This is a genomic window from Streptomyces sp. x-19 (assembly GCF_046549115.1).
GTDB classification, from domain to species: domain Bacteria; phylum Actinomycetota; class Actinomycetes; order Streptomycetales; family Streptomycetaceae; genus Streptomyces; species Streptomyces albulus_C.
In genome coordinates this window covers 50,674-76,401 of record NZ_JAJPWK010000024.1, presented here as the reverse complement: position 1 = coordinate 76,401, position 25,728 = coordinate 50,674, and the positions used below count along the sequence as shown (strand labels likewise).

The 25,728-nt window shown below is 69.2% G+C and carries 28 protein-coding genes and 1 pseudogene; 12 read left to right on the top strand and 17 right to left on the bottom strand.

What is annotated here, in order from left to right:
• Positions 1-408: 408 nt before the first annotated feature.
• From ACLJT4_RS34460 to ACLJT4_RS34450, 3 genes are all read right to left on the bottom strand, one after another.
• On the bottom strand, positions 409-1,020 hold the full coding sequence (locus ACLJT4_RS34460) for a DUF4291 domain-containing protein (protein WP_411128481.1): 612 nt from the start codon (positions 1,018-1,020) through the stop codon (positions 409-411).
• Positions 1,021-1,101: 81 nt separating this feature from the next.
• On the bottom strand, positions 1,102-1,665 hold the full coding sequence (locus ACLJT4_RS34455; RefSeq protein WP_411128479.1) for a nucleoside deaminase: 564 nt from the start codon (positions 1,663-1,665) through the stop codon (positions 1,102-1,104).
• Between the two features lie 68 nt (positions 1,666-1,733).
• Complete coding sequence (locus ACLJT4_RS34450) at positions 1,734-2,264, bottom strand: PLDc N-terminal domain-containing protein (protein ID WP_411128477.1); 531 nt, start codon at positions 2,262-2,264, stop codon at positions 1,734-1,736.
• 88 nt (positions 2,265-2,352) lie between these two features.
• Between ACLJT4_RS34450 and ACLJT4_RS34445 the strand changes: the two genes are divergently transcribed.
• Together ACLJT4_RS34445 and mqnP are read left to right on the top strand one after the other, a co-directional pair.
• Entirely contained in the window at positions 2,353-3,807 is a 1,455-nt protein-coding gene (locus ACLJT4_RS34445) for a menaquinone biosynthesis decarboxylase (RefSeq protein WP_411128475.1), read from the top strand.
• Positions 3,808-3,880: 73 nt separating this feature from the next.
• Positions 3,881-4,783, top strand: coding sequence for a menaquinone biosynthesis prenyltransferase MqnP (gene mqnP, locus ACLJT4_RS34440; protein WP_411128473.1), 903 nt, complete (start codon positions 3,881-3,883; stop codon positions 4,781-4,783).
• Positions 4,784-4,836: 53 nt separating this feature from the next.
• On the opposite strand, the gene ACLJT4_RS34435 is transcribed toward mqnP, so the two are convergent.
• The gene (locus ACLJT4_RS34435) at positions 4,837-4,989 is read right to left on the bottom strand and encodes a hypothetical protein (protein WP_411128559.1); all 153 of its coding nucleotides are present in this window, start codon (positions 4,987-4,989) and stop codon (positions 4,837-4,839) included.
• 142 nt (positions 4,990-5,131) lie between these two features.
• Positions 5,132-5,737, bottom strand: a complete 606-nt coding sequence (locus ACLJT4_RS34430) for a rhomboid family intramembrane serine protease (protein ID WP_411128471.1) — start codon at positions 5,735-5,737, stop codon at positions 5,132-5,134.
• Between the two features lie 110 nt (positions 5,738-5,847).
• On the opposite strand from ACLJT4_RS34430, the gene ACLJT4_RS34425 reads away from it, so the two are divergent.
• Positions 5,848-6,597, top strand: coding sequence for a UbiX family flavin prenyltransferase (locus ACLJT4_RS34425; RefSeq protein WP_411128469.1), 750 nt, complete (start codon positions 5,848-5,850; stop codon positions 6,595-6,597).
• On the opposite strand, the gene ACLJT4_RS34420 is transcribed toward ACLJT4_RS34425, so the two are convergent.
• Positions 6,594-6,728 (bottom strand): hypothetical protein, encoded by a 135-nt coding sequence (locus ACLJT4_RS34420; RefSeq protein ID WP_016578585.1) that lies wholly within the window; start codon positions 6,726-6,728, stop codon positions 6,594-6,596. The two genes, ACLJT4_RS34425 and ACLJT4_RS34420, sit on opposite strands and share 4 nt — an antisense overlap.
• Positions 6,729-6,853: 125 nt before the next feature.
• Between ACLJT4_RS34420 and ACLJT4_RS34415 the strand changes: the two genes are divergently transcribed.
• The 5 genes from ACLJT4_RS34415 to ACLJT4_RS34395 all read left to right on the top strand — a co-directional run bounded on the left by ACLJT4_RS34415 (position 6,854) and on the right by ACLJT4_RS34395 (position 11,409).
• Positions 6,854-7,312 (top strand): Lrp/AsnC family transcriptional regulator, encoded by a 459-nt coding sequence (locus ACLJT4_RS34415; RefSeq protein ID WP_411128467.1) that lies wholly within the window; start codon positions 6,854-6,856, stop codon positions 7,310-7,312.
• Positions 7,313-7,490: 178 nt separating this feature from the next.
• Positions 7,491-8,654 (top strand): aminofutalosine synthase MqnE, encoded by a 1,164-nt coding sequence (gene mqnE, locus ACLJT4_RS34410; RefSeq protein ID WP_016578587.1) that lies wholly within the window; start codon positions 7,491-7,493, stop codon positions 8,652-8,654.
• Positions 8,655-8,695: 41 nt separating this feature from the next.
• Positions 8,696-9,220 carry a GNAT family N-acetyltransferase gene (locus ACLJT4_RS34405; RefSeq protein WP_411128465.1) on the top strand — a complete coding sequence of 175 codons (525 nt, stop codon included), beginning with the start codon at positions 8,696-8,698 and terminating at the stop codon, positions 9,218-9,220.
• 95 nt (positions 9,221-9,315) lie between these two features.
• A complete protein-coding gene (locus ACLJT4_RS34400; RefSeq protein WP_016578589.1) occupies positions 9,316-9,603 on the top strand; it encodes a DUF4229 domain-containing protein in 288 nt (95 codons plus the stop codon).
• A gap of 435 nt (positions 9,604-10,038) precedes the next feature.
• The gene (locus tag ACLJT4_RS34395; RefSeq protein ID WP_411128463.1) at positions 10,039-11,409 is read left to right on the top strand and encodes a dicarboxylate/amino acid:cation symporter; all 1,371 of its coding nucleotides are present in this window, start codon (positions 10,039-10,041) and stop codon (positions 11,407-11,409) included.
• A 97-nt stretch (positions 11,410-11,506) separates the two neighbouring features.
• On the opposite strand, the gene ACLJT4_RS34390 is transcribed toward ACLJT4_RS34395, so the two are convergent.
• Positions 11,507-12,418: an alpha/beta fold hydrolase gene (locus tag ACLJT4_RS34390; protein ID WP_411128461.1), complete on the bottom strand. Its 912-nt coding sequence runs from the start codon at positions 12,416-12,418 to the stop codon at positions 11,507-11,509.
• A gap of 150 nt (positions 12,419-12,568) precedes the next feature.
• Here ACLJT4_RS34390 and ACLJT4_RS34385 point away from each other — a divergent pair, with 150 nt between their 5' ends.
• From ACLJT4_RS34385 to ACLJT4_RS34375, 3 genes and pseudogenes are all read left to right on the top strand, one after another.
• Positions 12,569-13,246 carry a TetR/AcrR family transcriptional regulator gene (locus ACLJT4_RS34385; RefSeq protein ID WP_411128459.1) on the top strand — a complete coding sequence of 226 codons (678 nt, stop codon included), beginning with the start codon at positions 12,569-12,571 and terminating at the stop codon, positions 13,244-13,246.
• A gap of 420 nt (positions 13,247-13,666) precedes the next feature.
• Positions 13,667-15,601 (top strand): AMP-dependent synthetase/ligase, encoded by a 1,935-nt coding sequence (locus tag ACLJT4_RS34380; RefSeq protein WP_411128458.1) that lies wholly within the window; start codon positions 13,667-13,669, stop codon positions 15,599-15,601.
• A 714-nt stretch (positions 15,602-16,315) separates the two neighbouring features.
• Positions 16,316-16,438 (top strand): annotated as a pseudogene (locus tag ACLJT4_RS34375) (Scr1 family TA system antitoxin-like transcriptional regulator); the annotation flags it as partial.
• Between the two features lie 81 nt (positions 16,439-16,519).
• On the opposite strand, the gene ACLJT4_RS34370 reads toward ACLJT4_RS34375, so the two are convergent.
• Complete coding sequence (locus ACLJT4_RS34370; protein ID WP_359823394.1) at positions 16,520-16,831, bottom strand: hypothetical protein; 312 nt, start codon at positions 16,829-16,831, stop codon at positions 16,520-16,522.
• A 25-nt stretch (positions 16,832-16,856) separates the two neighbouring features.
• On the bottom strand, positions 16,857-17,000 hold the full coding sequence (locus tag ACLJT4_RS34365; RefSeq protein WP_158507664.1) for a hypothetical protein: 144 nt from the start codon (positions 16,998-17,000) through the stop codon (positions 16,857-16,859).
• A 1,061-nt stretch (positions 17,001-18,061) separates the two neighbouring features.
• Here ACLJT4_RS34365 and ACLJT4_RS34360 point away from each other — a divergent pair.
• Positions 18,062-18,286, top strand: coding sequence for a hypothetical protein (locus ACLJT4_RS34360; RefSeq protein ID WP_411128456.1), 225 nt, complete (start codon positions 18,062-18,064; stop codon positions 18,284-18,286).
• A gap of 310 nt (positions 18,287-18,596) precedes the next feature.
• Here ACLJT4_RS34360 and ACLJT4_RS34355 read toward each other — a convergent pair whose 3' ends face one another.
• The 8 genes from ACLJT4_RS34355 to ACLJT4_RS34320 all read right to left on the bottom strand — a co-directional run bounded on the left by ACLJT4_RS34355 (position 18,597) and on the right by ACLJT4_RS34320 (position 25,682).
• The gene (locus ACLJT4_RS34355) at positions 18,597-19,103 is read right to left on the bottom strand and encodes a hypothetical protein (protein WP_411128454.1); all 507 of its coding nucleotides are present in this window, start codon (positions 19,101-19,103) and stop codon (positions 18,597-18,599) included.
• Positions 19,096-20,898, bottom strand: coding sequence for an alpha/beta hydrolase (locus ACLJT4_RS34350; protein ID WP_411128452.1), 1,803 nt, complete (start codon positions 20,896-20,898; stop codon positions 19,096-19,098). The genes ACLJT4_RS34355 and ACLJT4_RS34350 overlap by 8 nt, the downstream gene beginning before the upstream one ends.
• An 8-nt stretch (positions 20,899-20,906) precedes the next feature.
• Positions 20,907-21,380, bottom strand: a complete 474-nt coding sequence (locus tag ACLJT4_RS34345) for a hypothetical protein (protein ID WP_411128450.1) — start codon at positions 21,378-21,380, stop codon at positions 20,907-20,909.
• A 61-nt stretch (positions 21,381-21,441) separates the two neighbouring features.
• Positions 21,442-21,735: a WXG100 family type VII secretion target gene (locus tag ACLJT4_RS34340; RefSeq protein ID WP_038520180.1), complete on the bottom strand. Its 294-nt coding sequence runs from the start codon at positions 21,733-21,735 to the stop codon at positions 21,442-21,444.
• Between the two features lie 67 nt (positions 21,736-21,802).
• Positions 21,803-22,165: a WXG100 family type VII secretion target gene (locus ACLJT4_RS34335; protein ID WP_411128448.1), complete on the bottom strand. Its 363-nt coding sequence runs from the start codon at positions 22,163-22,165 to the stop codon at positions 21,803-21,805.
• 94 nt (positions 22,166-22,259) lie between these two features.
• Positions 22,260-23,321 carry a type VII secretion-associated serine protease mycosin gene (gene mycP / locus ACLJT4_RS34330; RefSeq protein ID WP_411128446.1) on the bottom strand — a complete coding sequence of 354 codons (1,062 nt, stop codon included), beginning with the start codon at positions 23,319-23,321 and terminating at the stop codon, positions 22,260-22,262.
• Positions 23,322-23,458: 137 nt separating this feature from the next.
• Complete coding sequence (locus tag ACLJT4_RS34325; RefSeq protein WP_411128444.1) at positions 23,459-25,120, bottom strand: hypothetical protein; 1,662 nt, start codon at positions 25,118-25,120, stop codon at positions 23,459-23,461.
• A 52-nt stretch (positions 25,121-25,172) separates the two neighbouring features.
• Positions 25,173-25,682 carry a hypothetical protein gene (locus tag ACLJT4_RS34320; RefSeq protein WP_411128442.1) on the bottom strand — a complete coding sequence of 170 codons (510 nt, stop codon included), beginning with the start codon at positions 25,680-25,682 and terminating at the stop codon, positions 25,173-25,175.
• Positions 25,683-25,728: the final 46 nt, after the last annotated feature.

The following is a 25,728-nucleotide window of genomic DNA, read 5'->3' as shown; positions in this document are numbered from 1 at the left end:
CGGAAGCTCTCGGTGGGCCGTCCCGACTGTGGCGGCGACGCAGTTTCCCGGGCAGGGGGAGGTTGCTGAACGCTGAGTCAAATGGCCATGAACACACCAGAGTTGGCCGATCGGCCCTACGCCTCGTACGTCACCCGAAGCAGCGCCCGACCGCTCGTGCACCACCCCGGCTACGCCTTTGTGGCGATTGACGAGGACACGCCGCTTACGCCCGGAGTTCGCCCGGGTGCCGGGCACGGGCGCCGGCGCGGGGCCACTCTCCTGGCGGACTCCACCCGCTCGCGGACCCGGGACCGCAGGGCGTCGGCCGCGGGCTCCCGGGAAGGCCGGCGCACGCTAGCGGACCCCGGCGCGGCGGAGCAAGGCGGACCGGGCGGGTCGGGGGCGGCCGGAAGTGGCCGTCGTGCCTCAGCGCAGCCGCACCAGGGCCGCCTCCGGCGCGGGGTACGGGCGCTCGTCGGGCAGCAGCTCCCGGGCGGCCCGGTCCTCGCCCGCGCGCACCAGCGCCCGCACCTTCCGGGCCAGCGGCGTCACGTCGCGGACGGCCACGGTCCACTCGTCCGCGTACGCCCGCGCCAACTCACCCGACAGCCCGAGCTGCAGGGAGCGGTACGGCAGCGGCTTCAGGTGCAGATCACGCTCGGGGTCCCACTGGACCCGGGCCGGCGCGCGGCGCAGCGCGCGCTGCCAGGCGGCGCGGTCCGGGTGGAGCCCGGGGACGTAGTGCGACAGGCACGCCCGGTCCAGCGCCAGGTCGAAGCCGGCGCGGGTGATCTCCACGGCCAGCACCGTCTCCTGATCGGCCTTGGTGGCCCAGCCGCAGCGGTACATCATCCACAGGAACGACGGCTTGATCCACGTCATCCGGTCGCGCTTCCAGGCGGCCGGGAACCGTCCGTCGCGCGCGGCGGGTAGCCCCAGTGACGGCGCGTACGCCTGGTAGACGGTGACGGTGTCCGCGGTGTGCAGCGCCCGGATGCGGCAGGACGGCTCACGGGCGGCGGTGGTGCCGGTGCTCATGGCGGCATCCTGCCGGGGCCGGGCGGCGCCGGCCATCGGATTACGCGCCCCGGCGGGGGCCGCGCGGCCCCTGCCGGGGCCTCAGCCGCCGCCGATGTCCTCGTGCCACAGCTCCGGCTGCGCCCCGATGAAGTCCCGCATCATCGCCGCGCACCCGGGGTCGTCGAGCAGTACGATCCGCACGCCGTGCCGGGCCAGCCAGTCGTGGCCGCCGTGGAACGTCCGGGCCTCGCCGATGACCACCCGGGAGATGCCGAACTGCCGGACCAGCCCGCTGCACAGCCAGCACGGTGAGAGCGTGGTGACCAGCGTCGTGCCGCGGTAACCGGGTTGCCGCCCGGCCGCCCGGAACGCGGCGACCTCGGCGTGCAGCGCCGGATCGCCGTCCTGGACACGGCGGTTGCGGCCGCGGCCCCACAGCGTGCCGTCCGGACCGTAGAGCGCCGCCCCCACCGGGACGCCGCCCTCGCCGAGCCCCGCCCGCGCCTCGGCGATGGCCGTGGCGAGCATGGCCCGGGCCTGTTCCTGGAGGTGGTCGGGGTGCCCGCACGGGTCGTCGTGGCCGTCGACGCGGCCGTAGCGGCGGACGGCGTCGCGGTCCTGCCCCCACTCCCGCGTCGGGTCGGGATCCGGTGCCTGGTCCATGCCGGTCACTCTCCCCGCCCGGTAGGGCCGTGGCAACGCGGGCTGGGCCGGACGGCCGTGAGGCTCGCTCAGGACGCGGCGGGCGGGGTGTCCTCGGGGTCCTTGCCGCTCTTGCCGGTCTTGCCGTCCTTGCTGTCCTTGCCGGTCCCGCCGTCCTTGCCGCTCGCGCCGGCGGAGCCGCTCGTGCCGTCGCCGGTGCCGGTGCCGCCGTCGGCGGACCCGGTCTCCTTGCGCCGCAGGTCCTCCTCGCGGCGCCGCAGATCGGCCTCCCAGTCCTTCAGCAGCGCCTCGTCCTTCTGGTTCTCCTCGCGCAGGGACCGCAGGAACTCGGGGTTGTCGTCCGGTGCCACCCACTTCGCGCCGTGGTTGCGGCGCCACGCGGCGGGCGCGCCGCCGGCGCCGCCGGCCGCCGGCTGCCGCTGCTTGCCGGCCACCAGCCAGGCGATCGGCCCGATCAGCACCTCGCCGAAGAGCAGGATGATCAGCACCCACACCACCTTGGGCAGGCCGCGCACCTGCGACTCGGGGGTGTTGATGCAGTCGATGAAGGCGTAGATCCACAGTGCCAGCACCAGGAGGAACGGCAGATACCTGAGCATTGTGGAGGGTCCCCCTGCGTGCGCGTGCGGGCCCTTCGGCGGGGCCCCGTGACCCGTACAGGGTAGTGCGTACCGGATACTGGGGCGCATGGCTTACGATGATCTTCGCTCCCTGCTGCGGGCCCTGGAGCGCGAGGGCGACCTGACGCGCATCAAGGCCGAGGTCGACCCGTACCTGGAGGTCGGCGAGATCGTGGACCGGGTGCAGAAGGCCGGCGGGCCGGCGCTGCTCTTCGAGAACGTCAAGGGCTCGTCGATGCCGCTGGCGATGAACGTCTACGGCACCGACCGCCGGCTGCTGAAGGCCCTCGGCCTCAAGACGTACGGGGAGATCAGCGAGAAGATCGGCGGGCTGCTCAAGCCCGAACTGCCGCACGGCTTCGTGGGCGTGCGCGAGGCGTTCGGCAAGCTCGCCAACATGACGCACGTCCCGCCGAAGAAGCTCAAGGGCGACGCGCCCGTCCAGGAGGTCGTGCTCACCGGCGACGACGTCGACCTGGAGAAGCTGCCGGCGCTGTTCACCTGGCCCAAGGACGGCGGGTCCTTCTTCAACCTCGGTCTGACCCACACCAAGCACCCCGAGACCGGCGTCCGCAACCTCGGCCTCTACCGCCTCCAGCGCCACGACAAGCGCACCATCGGGATGCACTGGCAGATCCACAAGGACAGCCGCAACCACTACCAGGTCGCCGCCAAGCGCGGTGAGCGGCTGCCGGTCGCCATCGCCTTCGGCTGCCCGCCGGCGGTGACGTACGCCTCGACCGCACCGCTGCCCGGCGACATCGACGAGTACCTCTTCGCCGGCTTCCTCCAGGGCAAGCGGATCGAGATGGTGGACTGCAAGACCGTCCCGCTCCAGGTCCCGGCGCACGCCGAGGTCGTCATCGAGGGCTGGCTGGAGCCCGGCGAGATGCTGCCGGAGGGCCCGTTCGGCGACCACACCGGCTTCTACACGCCGCAGGAGCCCTTCCCGGCGCTGAAGATCGACTGCGTGACGATGCGGAAGCGCCCGCTGCTCCAGTCGATCGTCGTGGGCCGCCCGCCGACCGAGGACGGGCCGCTGGGCCGGGCCACCGAGCGGTTCTTCCTCCCGCTCCTGAAGATCATCGTGCCGGACATCGTGGACTACCACCTGCCCGAGTCCGGTGGCTTCCACAACTGTGCGATCGTCTCGATCGACAAGAAGTACCCCAAGCACGCCCAGAAGGTCATGCACGCGATCTGGGGCGCCCACATGATGTCGCTGACCAAGCTGATCGTCGTGGTCGACGCGGACTGCGACGTGCACGACCTCCACGAGGTCTCCTGGCGGGCGCTGGGCAACACCGACTACGCCCGCGACCTGACCGTCGTCGAGGGCCCCGTCGACCACCTCGACCACGCCTCCTACCAGCAGTTCTGGGGTGGCAAGGCGGGCATCGACGCCACCAGGAAGTGGCCCGAGGAGGGCTACACCCGCGACGGCGGCTGGCCGGACATGGTCGAGTCGGACCCGAAGACCGCGGCGCTGGTCGACCGCCGCTGGAAGGAGTACGGGCTGTGAGCGAGCCTGGCGAACCGACGATCAACAGGTGCGTGCCGTGCGCGTGCCGGGCCGAGCGCAGTGAGGTGCCCGCATGAGTGCATCCGCCGCCGCGGTACCGCAGCCGGGCAGGACGCGGGCCTTCCTGCGGCTCGTCGTCATCGAGCACTCGGTCTTCGCGCTGCCCTTCGCCTACATCGCGGCCTTCACCGCGATGCACCAACTCGACCGGAACGTCCACTGGGTCCGGCTGCTGCTCGTCACCGTCGCCATGGTCGGCCTGCGCACCTTCGCGATGGCCGTCAACCGCATCATCGACCGGGAGATCGACGCCCGTAACCCGCGCACGGCCGGGCGCGAACTGGTCACCGGCGCGGTGTCGGTGCGCTCCGCCTGGACCGGTGCGCTGGTCGCGGTGGTGGTCTTCCTGGGCGCGGCCGCGCTGCTCAACCCGCTGTGCCTGGCGCTGGCGCCGATCGCGGTGGTCCCGATGGTGGTCTATCCCTACGGGAAGCGCTTCACCAACTTCCCGCACGCGATCCTGGGCCTGGCCCAGGCGATCGCCCCGGTCGGCGCCTGGCTCGCGGTCACCGGTTCGTGGTCGTGGGAGTCGGTGATCCTCGGTCTCGCGGTCGGCATCTGGATCGGTGGCTTCGACCTGATCTACGCCTGCCAGGACGTCGAGGCGGACCGCCGCAACGGCGTGCTGTCCGTACCGGCCCGCTTCGGCGTGCCGGGAGCGCTCTGGGGCGCCCGCTGGTGCCACGTCGCCACCACCGCGCTGCTGGCGTGGTACGGCGTCGCGATCGGCGCCGGGGTCTTCTTCTGGATCGGTCTGGTGATCGTGGCGGTGGCGTTCTGCTACGAGCACGCGATCGTGCGCCCGCACGACACCTCGCGGCTCAACCGGGCGTTCTTCCAGGTCAACAGCTTCATCGGGATCGCGCTGTTCGTCTGCGCGCTGCTCGACCTGTTCGTCCGCGGCCTGACGCCCTGACGCCCCGTCGCCCTGACGCCCGGCCGGTCAGCCCTTGCTGAGCGGCCAGGCGATCAGTCGCGGTCGGCTTCCACCAGGGCACAGGCGGGCGCGTACAGGTACCAGTCCGGCTCGGTGTGGGCGCGGTGGATGAGGCGTGAGGCGAGGACGTTGCCCTGGCCGGCCGCTGCCATCGCGGTCTCGTCCAGGACGATGTGCTCGCTCACAGGTTGGTCACCAGGCCCAGGCGCCGGTCAAGCTCATTGTCGAGGTCCCGCTGCTCGGCAGAGGTGGGGGCGTAGCCGTTCCACTCCTTCCCGTATTCCCATGTATGGGTACGGGTACGTACCTGTACCCATGCATGGGAAGCTACCGAGCGGGTCTGACAACGGCGTCCGTCGGCTGTGCCGCCCGCCCCCGCTCGCGCAGGACGACCGCCGCCAGTACCCCGCCGACCAGCCCGAACAGGTGGCCCTGCCAGCTGATCCCGCTGGCGGTGGGCAGCGCGCCCCACAGGATCGAGCCGTAGACCACGGCGACGCCCACCCCGATCCCGATGTCCAGCACCTTGCGCTCGATGAAGCCGCGGACCAGCAGGTACCCGAAGAGCCCGAAGACCACGCCGGAGGCGCCCGCGGTGTTGCTGTGCTGCGCGGCGGTCAGCCACACGCCGAGCCCGCTGACGACGATGATCAGCAGGGCCGCGGCCAGGAACCGCCGGATGCCGCTGCGCAGTGCGGCGACGAAGCCCAGCACCAGCAACGGCAGGGTGTTGGCGGCCAGATGGTCGAAGCCGAAGTGGAGGAAGGCGGCGGGGACCACGTCGACCAGCTCGGCCGGATCGCGGGGCTGGATGCCGAAGGCGTCGAGGGCGTTGCCGCTGAGGGCGTCCACGCCCTCCAGGACCCACAGCAGCGCGACCCAGCCCAGCATCAGCAGGAGCGCGGGTCGGGCCCGTGCGGTGCGCGGCGTCATCGTCGGCCCCCTCGTCGTCGGCGTCTGCGGTCGGCTCCCCGGCGTCGGGCCGGCGCACAGGTAGTAACGGTCGTGACGGCCCCGACGGTTCCGCCGGATAGGCTCGATCCGTGGAGCCGCCGCACAACGACACCAGCAAGAACGACAGCGCCGCGCAAGACAGCGCCGAGCCGGACCCGGGCCGCCGGCCGTGGGTCGTCGGGGTCTCCGGCGCGTCCGGGACGCCGTACGCCGCCTCCGTGCTGCGCGGGTTGCTCGCGGCCGGGGAGGCGGTGGACCTCGTCGTCAGCCGGGCGTCGCGACTGACCTTGATGGACGAGACCCGGATCGCCTTCCGGGACGCGCACTGGCGCAGCGACCTGCGGGAGTGGCTGGCGCGCGGCGCGGACGGCAAGCCGGACGCCTTCCCCGTGACGGAAGAGGAGCTGGCGGGGGTCCGCTACTGGCCGGCCGGCGATCTGGCCGCGGGGCCGTCGTCGGGGTCGTATCCGGCGAAGGGGATGGTGATCGTCCCGGCGAGCACGGCGTGTGTGGCCGGCGTGGCGCTGGGACTGTCGAAGGACCTGTTGCAGCGGGTGGCGAGCGTGACGCTCAAGGAGCGGCGGCCGCTGGTCGTCGCGGTGCGGGAGACCCCGCTGAACGGGCAGACGCTGAAGCATCTGGTGGCGCTGGACGAGGCGGGCGCCGTGGTGCTGCCCGCCTCTCCGGCGTTCTACGCGGGTGCGACGCACATCCAGGATCTGGTGGACTTCGTCGCGGGCCGGGTGCTCGATGCGGCTCAGGTGCCGCACGGGCTGTACCGGCGGTGGGAAGGGGAGCTGGGGGGCGGCTCCAAGGGGGAGGCCCCGAAGGCTCGTTAGCGCTTCTTGGTGGTGGCGCGGCCCAGGCGGCGCCGTGCCCGCGGGGTCGCGGGCTGCTGGGCGGCACGGGAACGATTGGCCTGGTCCTGCAGCTCACGCATGCGGGCGTAGGCCATCTCGATCGAGTACACGGTGACAACTCCTGTTGAAAGATCGTCCTTGATCATTCTAAATGAATCACAGGGCTTGGGCCCTGTATGCCTTAGATTCTACATGCAGAACGCAGAAACGCGGAAAGATTGGAAGGCTTGAGGGCATGGACGCGGTGGATAGGCAGCTCATCCAGGCACTTCGTGAGAACGGCAGGGCCTCCTACGCGGAGCTCGGCCGACTCGTCGGCCTCTCCGGTCCCAGCGTCACGGACCGGATCAACCGCCTCGAAGCGGCCGGAGTGATCACCGGATACCGTGCGACGGTCGACGCCGCCTCGCTCGGACTCGGCGTCACCGCACTGGTCGGCATCTCCCTGTCGGACGCCGCCGACCACGAGGACGTCGCCCGCCGGCTCAAGGACCTCGAAGAGATCGAGGACTGCTGGTTCATCGCCGGCGACGACTCCTACATGCTCAAGGTGCGGGTCGGCGACGTCGACGGGCTGGAGCGCACCATCCGGCGGCTGTCCGGCACCAGGGGCGTCTCCCGCACGCGGACCACGATCGTGCTCTCCACCAAGTGGGAGAACCGCGTCGGCGAACTCCCCGAAGAGGTCGACTGAGCCGGGCGCTCACCGGGGCGGGCGGCGGCGCCGGGGCACTTCCCAGGGGTCGCCGCCCGCCGTGGAACCGGGGGAGTAGGCTCGGCGAAGCCCGTTTTTCGTAGGAAACGGCCCACGTTTCACGTGAAACGGCCGGTGACAGACAGAGATGGTGGGAGGCGACCCGATGGCTGCGTCGATGGATGCCGGCCTCAAGCGCGAGCTGGAGGCCAAGGTCCGCGCCGGCGAACGGCTGACCCGCGAGGACGGAATCGCCCTCTACGAGTCCGACGACCTGGCCTGGCTGGGGGGTCTCGCCCACGAGGTGCGGACCCGCAAGAACGGCGACGTCGTCCACTTCAACGTCAACCGTCACCTCAACATGACCAACGTGTGCACCGCGTCCTGCGCGTACTGCTCGTTCCAGCGCAAGCCGGGCGAGAAGGACGCGTACACGATGCGCATCGAGGAGGCCGTCCGCCTCGCCAAGGCGATGGAGAACGAGAACCTCACCGAACTGCACATCGTCAACGGCCTGCACCCGACCCTGCCGTGGCGCTACTACCCGCGCTCGCTGCGGGAGCTGAAGAACGCGCTGCCGCACGTCTCGCTCAAGGCGTTCACCGCCACCGAGATCCACCACTTCGAGACCATCTCCGGGCTGTCCGCCTCCGAGATCCTCGACGAGCTGATTGACGCCGGCCTGGAGTCGCTGACCGGCGGTGGCGCCGAGATCTTCGACTGGGAGGTCCGGCAGCACATCGTCGACCACGCCACCCACTGGGAGGACTGGTCGCGGATCCACCGCCTCGCCCACGCAAAGGGCCTCAAGACCCCCGCCACCATGCTCTACGGGCACATCGAGGAGCCCCGCCACCGCGTCGACCACGTCCTGCGGCTGCGTGAACTCCAGGACGAGACCGGGGGTTTCCAGGTCTTCATCCCGCTGCGCTACCAGCACGACTTCGTGGACATGAAGGACGGCAAGGTCCGCAACAAGCTCCAGGCGCGGACCACGATGGCCAGCGGTGCCGAGGCCCTGAAGACCTTCGCGGTCTCCCGGCTGCTCTTCGACAACGTCCCGCACGTCAAGGTCTTCTGGGTGATGCACGGCGTGCAGACCGCCCAGCTCGCGCTCCAGCACGGCGCGGACGACATGGACGGCTCGGTCGTCGAGTACAAGATCACGCACGACGCGGACAACTACGGCACGCCGAACAAGCTCACCCGCGACGACCTGCTGGAGCTGATCCGCGACGCCGGCTTCCGCCCCGTCGAGCGAAACACCCGCTACGAGACCATCCGCGAGTACCCCGGCCCGGACGCCGAGCGCCGCGAGTCCCCGCAGCCGATGCGGCTCTGACACCACCCCCGGCCCCACGGGGCCCCGGTAGGGTCCGCTCCATGAGCGTGCGCTTCGAGCTGGACCCTGCCGTCACCCCGGAAGTCCGCGACGGAATCCGGGCGCTGTGGGCGGACGTCGCCAACGCGGGCGGCGCGGTCGGCCTGGTCCCGCCGGTGACCCCCGAAGACGTCCGCCCCGACCTCGTCCGTCACCTCCTGGCGCTCACCGAGGGCCGCGAACGCCTGCTCATCGGCCGGGACGCCGCCGGCCGGGTCGTGGCCACCGCGTTCCTCACGCTCAACTGGCACCGGATGTCCACCCACTGGCTGTGGGTCTACACCGTGATGGTCCGCCCCGACCTCCAGGGCCGGGGCGTCGGCCGCGCCCTGATGGCCGCGGTCGCCGACGCGGCCCGCGGCATCGACGACATCATCGGCCTGCGCCTGACCTGCCGCGGCGGCACTGGCCTGCGCCGCTTCTACGAGTCCTGCGGCTACAAGGAGATCGGCCGCGCCCCCCGCGCCATCAAGCTCGCCGACGGCGACTTCCGCGACGACATCACCATGTGGCTGGACCTGGCCTGAAGCGCCCTCGGCCGGGGGCCCGGAAGATCGCCCAGCGTCCTGTGCTTGACTGGACGGAGACCCTTTCGGTTGCCGTTGAGAAGAAGGTCCCGACCGTGAGTAGCCCCAAGTTCGCCACGCTCCGCTACACCGCCCTTCGCATCGGCCTGTTCGTTGCCAGCTTCGCCGTGGTGTGGGTGCTGGCGTACTTCCGGATCATTCCGCTCGGCGTCGGCAGCTCCAACACCGTCTGGCTGCTCCTCCTCGCCATCGTGATCTCCGCGCCGCTCAGCTTCGTGCTGCTGCGCAAGCAGCGGGACGCGATGTCCGAACAGATCGTGGCCAAGGTGGACCGCCAGAAGGAGCGCCTCGCGGCCAACCAGCGCATGGAGGACGGGCTGTAGGCCCCGTCCGTCCCCCCGCCGGACTGTAAGACGCGTCACGTCGACGCGCGGTCCGGTTCCCCCGTCCGCCCGGCGCCCGGTGCGCGGAGTCCCAACTCCCCGCGCCGGGCGCCGTTTTGCGCTTTCCCGCCGGTTTTGGGGTGCCCGACGCCCCTCCCTCTCGACCCAAAGATTTTCTTTGGGTTCCTCAAAGTTCAAGTGTTAACGTGCTTGCCATGAAGACCGCAGCTGCGCCCTCGAACCCCATGAGCGTCCCGCTCGTGGTGCGCCTGCACGTCGATCTTTGCCGCTGTATGTCCGCGGCCTGTTGCCGCCGCTGACTCGTTCCCCCAGCGGCCGGAGATCCTGCTCGTACGTACGGACCTCCTGGCGCCGCGTCATGTCGTTCCCGACGCCCCGCGTCCTCACGCCTTCCCCGTCTCCGGAGTGTGTCCGTTGTCCACGTCTGCCCAGACTCCCGCGCCCGCCGGGGCGCCCCAGACCCCGAAGACCTCCCGAATACCCAAGATCCCGTTCTGGGTGCAGATCCTGGCCGGCCTCGTCCTCGGCGTGCTGCTCGGCTGGGCCGCCAAGAGCGGCGACATCGGCTGGCTCGGCTCCACCCTGGAGCACATCGGCGACCTCTTCGTCCAGCTGCTGAAGCTGGCCGTCGCCCCCCTGGTCTTCTTCGCGATCCTGGTCTCGATCACCAACCTGCGGCAGGTCAACAACGCCGCGCGGCTGGCCACCCGCACCCTGCTGTGGTTCATGGTCACCTCGCTCATCGCGGTGGCGATCGGCCTGGCCATCGGCCTGCTGACGCACCCCGGCGCGGGCACCGGGCTGACTCCCAAGGACGGCAAGCTCCCCCAGCACACCGGCTCCTGGATCGACTTCCTCACCGGCATCGTCCCCACCGACGTCATCACGCCGTTCACCGAGCTCAACGTCCTGCAGATCGTCTTCATCGCGGCCGTCGCCGGCATCGCCGCGCTGCAGCTCGGCGAGAAGGCCGAGCCGGTCCTCAAGCTCAGCCGCGCCACCCTGGAACTGCTCCAGAAGGCGCTGTGGTGGGTCATCCGCCTGGCCCCGATCGGCACCGTCGGCCTCATCGGCCACGCCATCGCCACCTACGGCTGGAACCTCATCGGCAAGTACGCGACCTTCACCGTCGACATCTACGTCGGCTGCGCGCTGGTCCTCTTCGTCGTCTACCCGCTGCTGCTCTCCACCGTCGCCAAGGTCAACCCGCTGCAGTTCTTCCGCGGCGCCTGGCCCGCCATCCAGCTGGCCTTCGTCTCCCGCTCCTCGGTCGGCACCATGCCGGTCACCCAGAAGGTCACCGAGCGCCTCGGCGTGCCGAAGGAGTACGCCTCCTTCGCGGTGCCGTTCGGTTCGACGACCAAGATGGACGGCTGTGCCTCGATCTACCCGGCGATCGCCGCGATCTTCATCGCGCAGATCTTCAACGTGCACCTGAGCATCGCCGACTACGTCCTGATCGCCTTCGTCTCGGTCATCGGCTCCGCCGCCACCGCCGGCCTCACCGGCGCCACGGTCATGCTGACCCTGACCCTCTCCACGCTGGGTCTGCCCCTGGAGGGCGTCGGCCTGCTGATGGCCATCGACCCGATCCTGGACATGATGCGGACCGCCACCAACGTGGCCGGCCAGTCCGTCATCCCGATCCTGGTCTCGGCCCGCGAGAACATCCTGGACCGCGACGCCTACGCCCGTGCGACCAGCATCAGCATCGGCGACACCGCCGCCGGCGCCGAGGCCACCGGGCCCGCCGCCGAGCGCGAGCCGGCCCCGGCCGCGGCCTGACGCCACTCACCGGGGTCCGCCCCCGCAGCACCCGCAACGCCCCCGCGGCCCGTACGAGGCCACGGGGGCGCTGTCGTGCGCGGCGGCGCGCACCGCGTCAACGGGCGAGTGCCACCGCGCCGGTGTGCGCCAGGATCGCCGCCGCGAGCGGGCGGTGGACCGCCGGCGGCAGCGCGTGCCCCATCCCCTCGACCTCCACCAGCCGCGCGCCCCGCACCGCCTGTGCGAGGTGCTGCGGGTGTGGCGGCGGGAACACCGGCTCGGCCGGGGCGCAGACCACCAACGTCGGCACGGCGTTGCGCGCCAGTTCGTCGGTGCGGAGCATCCCGCCGTCGTCGGCGCGCCCGTGGGCGGTGCCCACCCGGTGGTGCCCGGTGTGCGCGACGACCCGGCGCTCCAGGTCGCGGAAGAACGCCTCGTCGAACGGCAACCGCCCGCCGTCGAGCACCCGCCAGTGCGCGATCCGGCGCTCGATCTCGGCCGCTTCGCCGTGGTCCACCACCGGCCGGGCCCACATCTCCAGCACCTCCGGGGCGATGCCCGGCAGCGCGTCCACCGGGACGGTGGAGCCGTCGGGCCGGGTGTACGGGACGGTGCTGAGGGCGCAGGTGCCCATCAGTGTGGCGCTGAGCAGCCGGTCGGGGTGGTCGGCGAGGAGCAGTTGCACCAGCATGCCGCCCAGTGACAGCCCGACCACGTGCGCCCGCTCGACGCCGAGCCCGTCCAGCACGGTGACCGCATCGGCGGCCAGGTCCGTGACCCGGTACGGCCGGTCCTCGAACGGCCAGGTGGAGCGGCCGGTGTCCCGGTGGTCGTAGCGGATCACCCGGTGGTGCGCGGCCAGCGCGTCGACCAGCGGCTCCGGCCAGCCGACGCCGCTGGCCTGCGCGCCCATGACCAGCAGCAGCGCCGGTGCGTCGACGGGTCCCCGCTGCTCGGTCCACAGCCGGATTCCCGGGGCGACCTCGACGAACTGCTCGTGCACCGCCGTCCCTCGTTGCTGCACCATGCGCGGACCTCCTCGATCCCTCGATGAAACGAACCGTATCGTCTCGCTGTGTCTCACATCATGTCAAGCGAGCGGGCGCGGAGGGCGAAGATCGTAAACTTACTTTGCGGTAAATGCCGTAAAGGGGCGGGCTGATGGAGGGGCTTGAGGGTGGGAGCTGCCAAGCGCAAGCGGGTGCCGCGGGCGGTCCGGGAGCAGCAGATGATGGACGCCGCGGTGCGGACGTTCGCGCGGTGCGGGTACCGGGCCGCCTCCATGGACGAGATCGCCGAACTCGCCGGCGTCTCCAAGCCGCTGGTCTACCTCTACCTCCACTCCAAGGAAGACCTCTTCAGTGCGGTCATCCGGCGCGAGTCCGCGGCGTTGGTGGCGGCCGTGACCGCGGCCGTCGAACCGGGCGCCGCCGCCGACCGCCAGCTCTGGAGCGGCCTGGCCGGCTTCTTCGCCCACACCGCCGCGCACCCCGACGGCTGGGCGGTGCTGCACCGGCAGGCGCGGGCCCAGGGGGAGCCCTTCGTCGCCGAAGTGGCGGCCATGCGGGCGGAGATCGTCCGGTTCGTCACCGGCCTGATCGGCGCCGCCGCGAAGGAGGCCGGCTGCGCCGGCGAACTGGCCGACCGTGAGGTGGCCGGCCTGGCCCACGCCCTGGTCGGCGCCGCCGAATCCCTCGCCGAATGGGTCAACGCCCCGGCCGCCGACGGCGCTTCGTCCACCGCCGGTCCCGCATCGGAGCGGCCCACGGCCGAGGAGGCCGCCGGCACCCTGATGAACTTCGCCTGGTCCGGCCTCGACCGCCGCATGCGCGGCGAACGGTGGGCCCCGGCCTGACCCGACCGGCGGCCGGCGTGCCACCGGCCCCCGGCCGTACGGGAATTGCCGTGCACGGGCATTGGCCAGTCCCGTGCCCCGGGCGTAAATTTACTGCGCAGTAAGGTTACCGTCGGGTCAGCGCCGAGAGGGGCCGGCACCTTGCTGCATCCACTGCGTTCCGGTCGACCGCGCCCACCCCGCCGCCGTCGCCGCGCGCCACCCCGTCGCCGCGGCCCACCCCGTCCGCGCCCCCCACCGGCGCCGCCCCCACCGGGCCGCCGCCGTCCGGCAACCACAACCGGGACGGGCGCGCGAGCCGCCCGCGGCGCGGGTGTTCCCGCCCGCACGGCGCGCGAGCCGACGACGCGACGCGACCACGGACCCGCCCCTTCCCCCCTCCCCCCTGCAACACCAGCGCGCAACACCGAGGAGCCGCTCGTGTTCAACCGCCCCACCGCACCCCCAACCGCCCCCGTTCCGGGCGCAGTTACCGCCCCGCGCCTCACCCCGCCCCGCACGACGCTGCGCGACGGGACCGTCCGCGAGGCCACCGTGCCCCCGCTCGCCCCGCCCGTCCGCACCGGCTCGCTGGGCGACATCCCCTTCGCCAACGCCGCCGAGGACCCGGACGCGGCCGTCCTCTCCCGCAAGCAGCCCGGCGGCACCTGGCACGACGTCACCGCCGCCGAGTTCGCCGCCGAGGTCCGTGCCGTCGCCAAGGGCCTGATCGCGCACGGCCTCCGCCCCGGCGACCGGCTCGCGATCATGGCCCGGACGACCTACGAGTGGACCCTCCTGGACTTCGCCGCCTGGGCCGCCGGCCTGGTCACCGTCCCCCTCTACCCGACCTCCTCCGCCCACCAGGCGCAGTGGATCCTGCACGACTCGACGGCCCGCGCCTGCGCCGTCGAGGCCGTCGACGAGGCCCGGCTGATCAGCCAGATCCGCGGCCGGCTCCCGTCCCTGGACCACCTCTGGCAGTTCAGCACCGGCGCCGTCGCCCAGCTCGTCGACGCCGGCCGGGACCTTGCCGACGAGGTCGTGGACGAACGCCGCGCCACCCTCACCCCCCACGTCCTGGCCACCCTCGTCTACACCTCCGGCACCACCGGCAACCCCAAGGGCTGCGCCCTCACCCACGCCAACTTCTTCGCCGAGGTCGACAACGCCATCGCCCTGCTCCACCCGGTCTTCACGTCGGTCAGCGAGGAGCCCGCCGCCACCCTCCTCTTCCTCCCTCTCTCGCACGTCTTCGGCCGCATGGTCGCCGTCGGCTGCCTGCGCGCCCGGGTCCGCCTCGGGCACGCCGCCAGCATCCAGACCGACGAACTCCTCGCCGACCTCGCGGCCTTCCGCCCCACCTTCCTCCTGGCCATCCCCTACGTCCTGGAGAAGGTCTTCAACACCGGCCGCGCCACCGCCGAGAAGACGGGCCGGGCCGCCTCCTTCGACCGCGCGGCCCGCATCGCCCGCGCCTACGGGGAAGCCGTCGAGGCCCGCGAACACGGGACGGGCCCCGGCCCCGGCGTCGCCCTCAAGGCCGCCCGCACCCTCTACGACCCGCTGGTCTACCGCCGGATCCGCGCCGCCCTCGGGGGCAGGGTCCGCCACGCGATCTGCGGCGGCTCGCCCCTGGGCCACCGCCTCGCCGCCTTCTACTCCGGTGCCGGCATCGAGGTCTTCGAGGGCTACGGCCTGACGGAGACCACCGCCGCGAGCACCCTCACCCCGCCGCTGCGCCCGCGGATCGGCACGGTCGGCTGGCCGCTGCCCGGCAGCGCCGTCCGCATCGCCGACGACGGCGAGGTCCTGCTCCGCGGCCCGCACGTCTTCGCCGGCTACTGGGACGGCGCCCGCAACGCCGTCCGTCCGGCCACCGACCACGACGGCTGGTTGGCCACCGGCGACCTCGGGGCGCTCGACGCCGACGGCTACCTCACGCTCACCGGCCGCAAGAAGGAGATCATCGTGACCAGCGGGGGCAAGAACGTCGCGCCCGCCCCCCTGGAGGACCGGCTACGCGCCCACCCCCTCGTCGGCCAGTGCATGGTCGTCGGCGACGACCGCCCCTACGTCACCGCCCTGCTCACGCTGGACCCCGACGGCCTCTCCCACTGGCGCCAGATGACCAAGAAGCGCGACGTGCCGCTCACCGAACTCGTCCACGACGAGCGCCTCCTCGCCGACCTGCAGACCGCCGTCGACGACGCCAACCAGCTGGTCTCCCGCGCCGAGTCGATCCGCCGCTTCGCCGTCCTCGCGGCGGAGTTCTCCGAGCGCACCGGCCACCTCACCCCGTCCCTCAAACTCCGCCGCGCCGCCGTGGCCCGTGACTTCTCCCACGAAATCTCCCGGCTTTACCAAAGGGAGTGAAAGGGAGTGACCGGGTTTCCGAAAGGGAGCGGCCCGGCTCTGGAGCCACGGCCCTCGGCGCGTCAAACTGGAACCCCGTGTCACCTCTGTGGGGGAGGTGGCACGGGGCCATCCTGCCCGTTTGCCGTTCTGCCGCACCGCGTCCGGGCGACCCCGCACCACACGGTCTTGCACGCCGCCCGCCCTGCCGTATGCCCCAGCGCAACGCAAACGGCGTTCGGCAGCGCTATCCCCCAGCCCGCCCGCGTCGTCGACGCCGGCCCGCAGCAGCACCGGGACCTCCTTCGACACGGCAAGCAGTCGCATGGTGAAGGGCGGCTTGCGCGGCACCTTCGCCGTTCCCCGCCTGGCGCAGCACCTCGGTGAGCTTCCCGGCCGTAGCGAGATGGCAGTTGCCGAGCGGGACGAGGGGATGCGGGTACTTCCTGCGAACGACGGCAGGTCGATTCCGAGGGACGGGAACGTGATCCCGTGCACCTTGAGCGCGGAACGAAACCATTCCGTGCACTCGTGGACATCGCCGGGGATCGGGTTGGGTATGACCGCTCACCTTTCAGCGCGCCTTGTGAAGAACTGCTCACAGGGCGGCGTCGCCGGGCGTGGCTAGGGAAGCGCGCCCGACCTCGCTGAGCGAATCGCGGAAAGGCGAACGTGTCCTGCGCGCAAGGGGGTTGACGGGACCGCGAGCGTCTCCGCTCTCTATGGTGCCGGCGGATTATTCTCCAGGTCGTTCCGTGGAACGGCGGCGCGTATCCCCTCATGCGCGGCCGGGTGAAAGTGCTGACGTTCCCTGACGCCCCGCCGCTCGTCCACGCGGAGTCGGCGTCCAGCGGCGCCGCCTTCGACGATGTTCCGCGTCCGTGCCCGGCGCGCCTTCATCGCCGACTGACGCTGGCCGCCGCTCCCCGGGGGAGCGCCTCACCCCGGGGGGAACGCCACCGCCGTCTGCATCTGACACGAGTTGCACCAGAAGGCCCAGCCGTTGGCGTCCACGGATCGCGAACCGCACGCCAGGCACGGATCGCCGACGAAGCTCGCCGCCACCCACGCCCCCGCCGACGCGGCCCGCCGCCCCGCCGCCGCCTGCTCCTCCGCGTAGCAGGGAATGCACATGCCGCCTTCCCGGCCGGGCAGCTTCATGGGACGCAACCCGCAGGCAGCGCACGGCAGTCTGCCGACGTACCGCGCGTCCAGGCCGATCGGCTTGCCGTGTCTGCTGAAGGCCGTCATCGGACTGCGTCCTCCTCCTTGATGCCTATGCCAGGACGGTTCCGGTGCCGGCGCAGCCGGAGCACTGCGTGGTGACCCTGTGGCCGCCAGGGGTCTCCCACTCGACGGTGCCCGCGCCACCGCAGTCGGGGCAGGGCTTCTGTGGAGGCAGCGGCATGCTCTCGCTCATTCTGTCCACGGTAGGGCGTGCCATGTGGTCATGTGACCACTTTCCGTGATCGCACCATCCTCCACCGCAACGTCACCGGCCGCCGGATCGGTAGGCAGCCCGCGGAAAAGCCCGACTAAAAGACGTCCCTTCGGCGCGGCGGCGATTCGCTTAGTCGGCTTATGCGGCCTGGCCGGGTAGCTCGCCAGCAGCCGTCCGGTAGGCGAGCGTGCGGCGTATCGGTTCCATTTCCACCGATTTGGTGGAGTTTCCTGTGGCGACCGAACCCCGGGCGGCGATCCCCTGGGCCTCTATGGCCGCGACGGCGGTGCTGTGGGGCTCGGCGTTTCCCACCATCCGTATCGCGCCGCCCGACTACACGCCCGCTCCGATCGCCGCCGCCCCGTCTTCGCCACCCCCCTGGGCATCGCCCCAGGGGGAGGGGAGTCGCCGGGCTGGTCATCGCCCCGTGCCCGCCGAACTGGTCGCCGTCACCACGGGTGGGGGCGGCGGCACCCTCGCCGGGCGGCCGCCATCATCCTCGCCGCCGCGCGGGCCACGTCCTTCATCCTGCAAAAGCCCCTGCTGAACCGCTATTCGGGTGTGGAGTGCACCTTCTACGGCAGCCCCTTCGGGCTCGCCCGATGCTCCCGCTGGCCCCCTCGGCCCTCGCCCAGGCGGCGACCGACCAGGTGCCCCGCACCGCAGCCGTCGTCTGGCCCCGGCCCCGCCTGCACCGTGTTGGCCTTCTGGACCTGGTCCCGCACCCTGCGCACGCCGAGCGCGGCCACCAGCCCACTCGTCCGGTACGGCGTCCCGGTCACGGACCTCGTCCTGGACGCCGCCCTCCTCCACATCCTGCCCGCACTCGCCGCGCTCCTCGGCGGCGTCCTCACCCTCACCGGCATCACCGTCGCCGCCACCTGCCGCACCGCCCCACCCCGCACCGTGGCCCAGAGCCCGAAAACGCCCACCCCGCCGGCCTCACGGCCCCGCGATCCGGTTACGGAGCCCGCCTCCTGGAGGAGTCCATCATGGGCTTACGCGCCCGTAGCATCCGTATATGCGGGCAGAGTTGGCCAGTGCCGCTACTGCCGCCGCTTGTTGGTGCGGCCGTCTCCCCGGTCCTCATCGCTTCCCCGGTGCAGGCGGCCGGCAGCAGCGGTGAGCACACCGGTGGCGCCTTGGCGGTTTCGCTGGGTGATTCCTGCATCGTGGGGGAAGAGGCCCGGTGGTTCGGTAACTCCCTCGACGAAGACGGTGGCGACACGGAAGAGGATGCGACCAGCATCCGTCCGCGTCTTTAAACGTGAACTTGTAGCCGTGCCGAACCCAGGAAACCCTGGTGTGCCACACCAGATCCTTTGCCGAGCCAGAGAATCGGAAAGTTCGTATGTGCGGGTGAACCAGTACGCGGTCGTCAGGGCGGTGGTCGACATACGTGATGCAGGCCCCGGTCGCGATTTACGCCAGTATGGATGCGGACGTGTACAGGCTATCGTCATCGCGCTCATCTCTCATCAGAGACAAGCCAGTTATCGCTGACGATCGGCACTTTCTCCGCCGAGTTTTCGGCCACCGTAACACTGGTAAACGTCATTGTTGCCCGCGTGCGCTTCAGTCGGGCTGCTTGGTCTTGAAGCACGCGGATTCGACCGTGACCTCAATCAGAGACGGATCGCTTCCGTATTTTCGCTCGTCATGCAACCGGATGTCGACGGAGAACTCATCACCTTTGGAGTTCGCGACGATCTGCGGAGATTTTGATGGGCTCTCGTCGTTCCCATCCTTGATGATCTTCCATCCATTCTTGGGAAGCCCTGTTCTCAATCGATCCATTGCCTTCTCCATTTCCTCGACCGGAACTCCGTATACACTCCAGGGGTGACTGGCCCGGTATACCCCTTCGGGGTAATTAGAACACGGTGCGATCAGCGGGCCGCCCTCGGTCGCTTTACCCTTCAGGCTGATGATGCCCAGGACCTCGCTAGATGCCTTCCTGGCGTTTTCCTTGACCTGCTCGACATTGCGGAACTTGAGGTTGTTTTCATTCATTCCTGAGCATCCCGCCATCAGCGCGCACGCCAAAGCTGCTAGAATTGCTTGTGGGATTCGCTTAGTCATGCTCCACCATGTGATACTTTCCGGTGACGACGGCTGCCTGGTTTTTCAAGCTAATCGAATCGTTGTCCCAGAATGCGCCGTGGTCTCCTGCGTCGCTCTTCAAGATATTTCCGCCAAATTCCGGGTCTGTAGGAACCACCCAGTCGTCGCCGAGTCCTGCCGCTGAGCCGCCGTACCGGACAAGGATGTCGCTACCTCCACCGCCCATCGCCCACATGTGCTTGGGGTCGATACCCAAGTCCGCGGCATGTTTCACCTGCATGCCTGGGCTACCCGCGACCAGGACGTCATCTGCCGGAATGGGCGTCTCGCCCCAGATGGCCGTCTTGGCGGTGTCGCCGATGAGCGTGCTGCCGTAGCTGTGGCCGACAACGGTCGTATGGCCGGTGTCACCGGTCGCGTACTTGTGTGCAGTCCTGTTGCCTTCGAGGAATTGGTGAAGGATTGGGGCGCCCTTTTCGGCTTGCCCGTCCTGCATGGCCTCGGGGACAATAGAGCTTGGTGCGTCATAGTCGAGCCATGTGATGGTGGAGATATTCTTGTTCGGGGCGAGTTGCTGGCTCCTTTCCCAAAGTCTTTCACTTCGTCCGAGATCCGAATGGTCGGACTTTTCGCCGATGGTTTCGAGATTCGTCGTAGTGCCAGGAATGTAAATTGCAGTGTGGTCGGCTGTGTCCGGATTTCCGTTCGCGAGTATGATTCTGCCTTTTCCTTCGCCATCCGGGTCGAATCCCAGGAGATACGCTTCGGGGAGGCCATCTTGTCCGGTCCGATCAAAGCGCTTCTGGATGTCCCGCATCCCCTTCAGCTTCCCCTCGAGATACTCCTTGTTGTCGCTGTATTTGGCGTGCCAGTCCAACCATTCCTGGGTGTATGCCATGTCGCCGCGGCCCCCGACACTCGCGAACTGTGACGGCTCTCGGGGGATTGCGTTCAGCCGAAGCTCGAACTCGCTGCGCTTTTCGGCCAAGACGGTTCGATTGGCCTCATCACGAACGTCGGCGGGAAGACCATCCAGCGCTCCAATGCTCGCCGGGCGCAAGGAGATGTACGCGGCCCGTTCTTCCTCGGACAAGTGCTTCCACCACTCGGCGTTGTCCTCCGGATCGCCGTTCTTGGGCGGGGGCTTGATGCCATTCAGGTAGGACTCGGCACTTTTACGGACTGCTTCGGTGTCCTTGAGAGCATCAGCCATGTCTGCGGCGGAGACCGTGAGATCGTCGTCGGCCTTCAGCTGCCGCAGCTTCGGGGCCCATTTCTCGTCGGCCGCTGTGGCGTCTTGTAGTGCCGCGGTGATCCGGTCGGCGTACTCCTGGGCCCGCGCGTAGTACGGATTGGGGTGGAAGCGGGCGGCCTGGCGATCGATTGCCTTGGCGGTGGCGTCGGTGACGCCACTTGCCGTGCCGCCTGGTGGGGTCTTGCCCTGGTAGGCGTCACCGCCCTCCGGGTAGGTGACTGAGCCGTCCTTCTCGACAGTGAGCTTCTCGGCCGTCGCGCCTTCCACTGCGGCGTCGAGCTTCTTCTTGGCGGAGTTCAGGTCGATTGCCAGGGCCTTGAGCGCGGTACCTATGACGCCGCACTCGATCTGCGTGTAGTGGAAGTCCGCAGCCAGTTCACGAAGTTGACTGAGGGCAGCTTCCGCGGCCTTGCCGGAGAGCGACTTCCGCATCGCGGCGCCGGTTCGCTGCTCGAGGCTTTCTTTGGCAGCACTGGCCATGTTGCTCGCGTTGCGATATCCGTCGGCGGCGTCTTCGAAGACGGAAGTCTTGAGGTTCCGGAGGGTCGTATAGTCCACGGCTCAGCTCACTTCTTCTGAGGCTGTCCGCCGACAGCAGGTGTGTCCTTGTACTGCTGGGACAGTTTTTCGAAGGAGGCTTTGACCGCTGTGTCGTTCAGATGCAGTTCCTTACCCGCCTGCTCAAGGCGCGCTTGGAGCGCACCGCATCGTCCGTTCAGCCCTTCCAAGTACCGCCTCCAGGAGACCACGAGCTCCTGTTGAGCTGCTGCGCTCTGCACCCCGGCGCCAGCGGCTTGCCCCTGGTGGCTGTCCTCCAGTTTGGCCAGGGACTTGTGGACGTCTCCGCGGAGCGCCCCGACGTCGCGACCCGCCTTCGTCCATGCGGACCTCTGGGATACCAGGTCCCCCGAACCGCTGCTGGAGCCTGTTTGTTGACCGCTGCCGTCGGTGCTTGCCAGCCGCATGCCACTGTCGTTAGCAGCCTGGTGTTTGAGTTCGGCCCATTCTTTGTCCCAGGACACCGCATCCCCCTTGTTCATGCGGGGTGGGCACCCACGTTCCCGGGTGCCCACCCCACGTCATCCTGATGGACCGCTGCTACTAGAAGAAGCCGGCGGCTCGGCGGTCAGTGGCCTTGTAGTCCGCGCTGCCGGTGCGGATCTTGGTGGCGACCTCGTGCAGTGTGCTCTGGATGTGGCTGGCACGGGCGTTCCACTGGCGCTCGGCTGCCTGGAACGCCTGGTGGGCCTCACCTTCCCAGGAGCTGGAGACGCGCTTGACCGCACCCCAGATCTTGTCGAGTTCGGCCTGAAGTTCCTTGGCAGCCCGCTCGATATCGGCGGCGGTCTGCTCGACCGCGCCGTATGTCACCCGGAGGTTTTCGTCGCCGGCCATTTTTCCCCCACTGGTTGTGGCTGGTGGTGATTGGTTTTTGGTGGCTGATGCTCAGCGTGAGTTGCGGCTAGAAGTTGCTGATGCCGCTGGCGGAACCGGTGTTGAGGTTGCCGCCCGGCGCTGCGCCGTTGACGTCGATGCCGCGGAAGCTGGACAGGACCTCGGCGTCGTTCGCCTTGCTGGTGGTGCTGGTGTGGGCGATGGCGTCGTTGATGCCGTCGAGCATGCGGCGCAGGGCGGCGTGGTCCTCGTTGAGTGCGTTCTGTGCCTGCTTGAAGGCGCCGGCTCCCTGGCCGGTCCAGGCCCCTTCAACAGTGGCAATGGCGTTCACCAGCATCCGCAGCTGGGACGACATCGCCTGGCTGCCGCTCTGGATCTCGCCCTTGAGCCGTTCGATCTCCGCATAAGTGAGTGCGGTGTTACCTGCCATGATCCACCTTCCCCCATGAGTGGGTTGTTGGCCGTCTCGGAAGAGATGCGGCTCGGTTTACTGGTCGCTCCGACTGCGGGCGGCCAGAGTGTGGTTAGTGGCCGTGTGTGGAGAGCTGTGCTTTCTTGCGCCGGGCGATCAGTAGTCCGCCGAGGATTACGGCTAGGGCTGCTACTCCACCGCCGGCCACGAGGGGCCATTTCGGGAAGCTGTCTGATTCGGGTGCTGTGCCGGTCGCCTTGTTGTTGTCCCCGCTCTCGCGGGAACGTGCAGTCCCGGAAGGTGTGGGGGCTCTGTGAGCCGCAAGCAGCGGGTTGACATCGGCGGGGCCCGGGTCGCCCTCCTTGTCCACCAGCACCTTGCGGGGGCGGACGATGCCGTAGCCGAGGTACTTGCTCGGGACCTTGCCGTCCTCCGGCTTACCGGCCGTCTGCATCATGACCCGTAGGACCTGGTTGTTCGTCCAGGTGGGGTGCGCGGACCAGATGAGGGCAGCGGAGGCGGAGGCGATGGCGGTGGCGTTGCTGGTCCCTTGCGCTACACAGTCAAATAGCTCTTTGGTACAGCGAGTTGGGATGTCGACACCTGGCGCGGCCAGCGCTACCTGTGGGCCATAGGTCGAGAACTTGGCCACTTTCAAGGACTTGTCCACGGCGCCAACGCCGACGACCCCCGGAAGACTTGCAGGGTATTTTGCAGGGTTTCCCTTGTCTCCGTCGTTTCCTGATCCGGCAAAGATAAGGAGCCCATTCTTGTTTGCGTATTCGATTGCTGGTTGTAGATCGGCCCGATATTCTTCGGTGGGAGTCCCCGCCCAGGAGATATTGATGACCTTAGCGCCATGGTCTGTCGCATAGCGGATAGATTCCGCCATGTGGAAGGACCAGTGCTCGTTGCCGCTCCTGATGGGAAGGATTTTTGAACCCGGCGCCAGCCCCCAGGCGCGGTCTCCTTTCCGTTGGCCAGCGATAATCATTGCCATGCTTGTTCCATGGCCTTCACTGTCGTGATTCGCGTCATGTTGGTCGTCCGAGAAGTCCGTTCCCGCGAGCAACTGACCTTGTAGCTCGGGTACCGAGCTATCGACGCCGCTGTCGATCACAGCGACGGTGATGCCCTTGCCTGTGCTTGTCTCCCAAATACGTTCGGCTTGCATCGAGTCCAGGTACCACTGACGGGATCGCATGTCCGTGGCGTTGGCCGGTGCTAGTGAACCAAGACACAACGCTGTCAGGCAGATAGCTGCGACTACTGACAGTCGTTTCCCACACAGCGCGGGCCTCACAGCGCGATTCACGATGCGGCGTCCTCTCCGATCACCGGAGGCACGACGGGCGGCTGAGGCGCCGCCCATGTCTCGTTATCTTCCTGGAGGTAAGCCGGCCGCTTGGTCGAGGTACGCCTTCTCTGCCGGGACGATGGCTCGCCTGCCATGGGCCGCACCTCGTTGGCGGAGGACTCTCGCCTCAAACCGGTGCCGCCAGGTGTGAAGTCCCCTGCTCGTCCGCCGGTCCTGGCCGCTTCGGTAGCGCTCGCCGACTCGGGGACACTTCGCGTGGGACGGGGCACTCGCGTGTCTGGCTCACCGCCCACCACTGGGCTGCTTGGCGAAGCGCCCACGGGGCCACCGGGTTCGAACGCCAGGCGACGGCTGGTGATGCCGCGCGCTCCGTCCCGTACGGAACCGCCGGCGTAGCCTGGGTAGCCGCTCCCCGTCGGCCCATGCCCCGATGTGCCGAGTTCCTCACCCATGGCTGTTCCGTGCGGCACTTGTGCGCTTCCTGAGCGCGGAGCGAGCAAACGTTGACGCAGACTTTCCTCTCCGGTTGGCGCAGTTCCGCCGCCCCGAACGGGAGGAGTGCCTGCGGGGCCGGTCTGCCTGGGCGCGTTCACGCCGTGCTCCTCTCCCATAACCGTCCCTGCCGGGATGCGCGGGGCGCTGGGAGCGTTGTTGCGTCGGGCTGTGCCGCCGACGATGCCGTCCCCTGCGGATTTGCCACGTGGCTGTTCCACCGTGCCCGGACGGTCAGCAACCGGGGCTCGTGGAGTAGTCGTGGGACCTGTGGCGTGAGTTGCTGCTCTGGGTGGAGTCACGGTGCCCGGCAAGAAAGTCCTGGGCGACTCGTGCGAACTGCCGGATTGGGGCGGAGTAGTGCTCATGTCAGCCGACGGTGCCGCGGGCAGCACATCATGAGCAGCGGAGTCGAGAGACGTACTGGTGCCGCCCTTTTCCGGCGCGGCATGAGGAGTTGGCTGTGGTGGCGCTACATGCTGCTCGTCGACGCCGCCGCCGTGCGGAACAGTGGCTCCAGCGTTGGCTGAGCGTGCCGCAGTCTGATTGGCCGCCGAGCCGGGCACGCGGGAAAATGTATCGTCGATGTGGCCAGAAGCATTCGGTGGTGTCGGCACGAACCCCTCGGCCGGCCGAAAATTAGGCTGCTCTTGCTGAGCGATCCGTTCTTGGGCGTTTCGATAGTACGACGACAGCCGGCTCATTTCGGTTACGGCGGCTTCGCGATCGGGGTCCTTCAGTAGGTTGGTGGTGGAGCCTAGCGGGCCGGGGGCCAACTCCACTGAATTGGTGGGCGGTTTGGGTTTGGGCATCAGCTTGGCGCGGCCGAGGGCGGTTGCGCTGTCGGTCATCGCTGAGCCGGCGGTGTGGGCGTAGTCGGCCAGCTTGTGGCTTTCGGAGATGGTGTCGCGGCTCCAGGTGCGGAATGCCTCGGCGCCTTTACCTTCCCAGTGGACCTGGTCGACGTATCCCTTCAGGTCGGCGGTGATTTTGCGGATCTCGTTGCCGGCCGCCATCAGGCTGGTGCCCATGAGCCCGATCTCCATGTGGTCCGCGCCGGCGACCATGTCGTAGAGAGACTGGTGGGACAGGTTCTCGAAGTTGGTGCACGCGGGGGCGGCCGAGATCTCGGAGCCGCCCGGTGCGCCGGAGTTGCCTGTCAATTCCGTTTCCCCTCTTCGGATCGGGTGTCTGCGGGCGTGGAGCGTGCGTGGGTCAGATGCCGTCGGGGGCCGCGGTCTGGCCGTTGCCCAGGTCGGGGGCGGTGGAGTCGGTGGAACCCGCGGCGTCGGACGGGTGGTCGGTCGGCTGCGGGGTCCTGTGGAACTCCTGGGTACGACGCTGGATGGCCGCCAGGCGGTTCTTCATGTCGGCATCCACCTGCTCGTAGCTACGACCGATGAAATGTGTGCCGATGCTGAGAGTCTCGATTTGTTCGCCGAAAGTCCGGGAGAATTCCTCTAGCCGGGCGAGGACTTTGGTGTAGGTGTCGGCGAGGCTCCCGGCTTCGGCGAATCCCTGGCCGAATGCGGACGGAGGAATCGTGCGGCGGCTGAGCTCGCCAGGAGCTGCCTGGGAACCCTTCAGCTGGGTCAGGAGAGCATCCACCCGGTTTTTGAAACGCTTCAGCACTTCGAGATCGACTTCCATCGTCCCGTAGTGGGTGGTGGCCCCGTCCTGGCCGTTGACCGTCACTGCCGGGCCGTTTCCCTGCATGACGTTCATCCCGTTGTTGTTCGCTTCAGTTCCCACAAACGCCCCCCGGTGAGTC

Excerpts from the sequence above, each read along its gene's own strand:
- mqnP (WP_411128473.1), top strand. The coding sequence starts at position 3,881 with ATGAGTGCATCCGCCGCCGCGGTACCGCAGCCGGGCAGGACGCGGGCC.
- ACLJT4_RS34345 (WP_411128450.1), bottom strand. The coding sequence starts at position 21,380 with ATGAACAAGGGGGATGCGGTGTCCTGGGACAAAGAATGGGCCGAACTC.
- ACLJT4_RS34460 (WP_411128481.1), bottom strand. The coding sequence starts at position 1,020 with ATGAGCACCGGCACCACCGCCGCCCGTGAGCCGTCCTGCCGCATCCGG.
- ACLJT4_RS34455 (WP_411128479.1), bottom strand. The coding sequence starts at position 1,665 with ATGGACCAGGCACCGGATCCCGACCCGACGCGGGAGTGGGGGCAGGAC.
- ACLJT4_RS34320 (WP_411128442.1), bottom strand. The coding sequence starts at position 25,682 with ATGAACGTCATGCAGGGAAACGGCCCGGCAGTGACGGTCAACGGCCAG.
- ACLJT4_RS34450 (WP_411128477.1), bottom strand. The coding sequence starts at position 2,264 with ATGCTCAGGTATCTGCCGTTCCTCCTGGTGCTGGCACTGTGGATCTAC.
- ACLJT4_RS34430 (WP_411128471.1), bottom strand. The coding sequence starts at position 5,737 with ATGACGCCGCGCACCGCACGGGCCCGACCCGCGCTCCTGCTGATGCTG.
- ACLJT4_RS34340 (WP_038520180.1), bottom strand. The coding sequence starts at position 21,735 with ATGGCCGGCGACGAAAACCTCCGGGTGACATACGGCGCGGTCGAGCAG.
- ACLJT4_RS34390 (WP_411128461.1), bottom strand. The coding sequence starts at position 12,418 with ATGGTGCAGCAACGAGGGACGGCGGTGCACGAGCAGTTCGTCGAGGTC.
- ACLJT4_RS34445 (WP_411128475.1), top strand. The coding sequence starts at position 2,353 with ATGGCTTACGATGATCTTCGCTCCCTGCTGCGGGCCCTGGAGCGCGAG.
- ACLJT4_RS34335 (WP_411128448.1), bottom strand. The coding sequence starts at position 22,165 with ATGGCAGGTAACACCGCACTCACTTATGCGGAGATCGAACGGCTCAAG.
- mycP (WP_411128446.1), bottom strand. The coding sequence starts at position 23,321 with ATGCAAGCCGAACGTATTTGGGAGACAAGCACAGGCAAGGGCATCACC.
- ACLJT4_RS34370 (WP_359823394.1), bottom strand. The coding sequence starts at position 16,831 with ATGACGGCCTTCAGCAGACACGGCAAGCCGATCGGCCTGGACGCGCGG.
- ACLJT4_RS34355 (WP_411128454.1), bottom strand. The coding sequence starts at position 19,103 with ATGACTAAGCGAATCCCACAAGCAATTCTAGCAGCTTTGGCGTGCGCG.
- ACLJT4_RS34405 (WP_411128465.1), top strand. The coding sequence starts at position 8,696 with ATGAGCGTGCGCTTCGAGCTGGACCCTGCCGTCACCCCGGAAGTCCGC.
- ACLJT4_RS34365 (WP_158507664.1), bottom strand. The coding sequence starts at position 17,000 with ATGAGCGAGAGCATGCCGCTGCCTCCACAGAAGCCCTGCCCCGACTGC.
- mqnE (WP_016578587.1), top strand. The coding sequence starts at position 7,491 with ATGGATGCCGGCCTCAAGCGCGAGCTGGAGGCCAAGGTCCGCGCCGGC.
- ACLJT4_RS34415 (WP_411128467.1), top strand. The coding sequence starts at position 6,854 with ATGGACGCGGTGGATAGGCAGCTCATCCAGGCACTTCGTGAGAACGGC.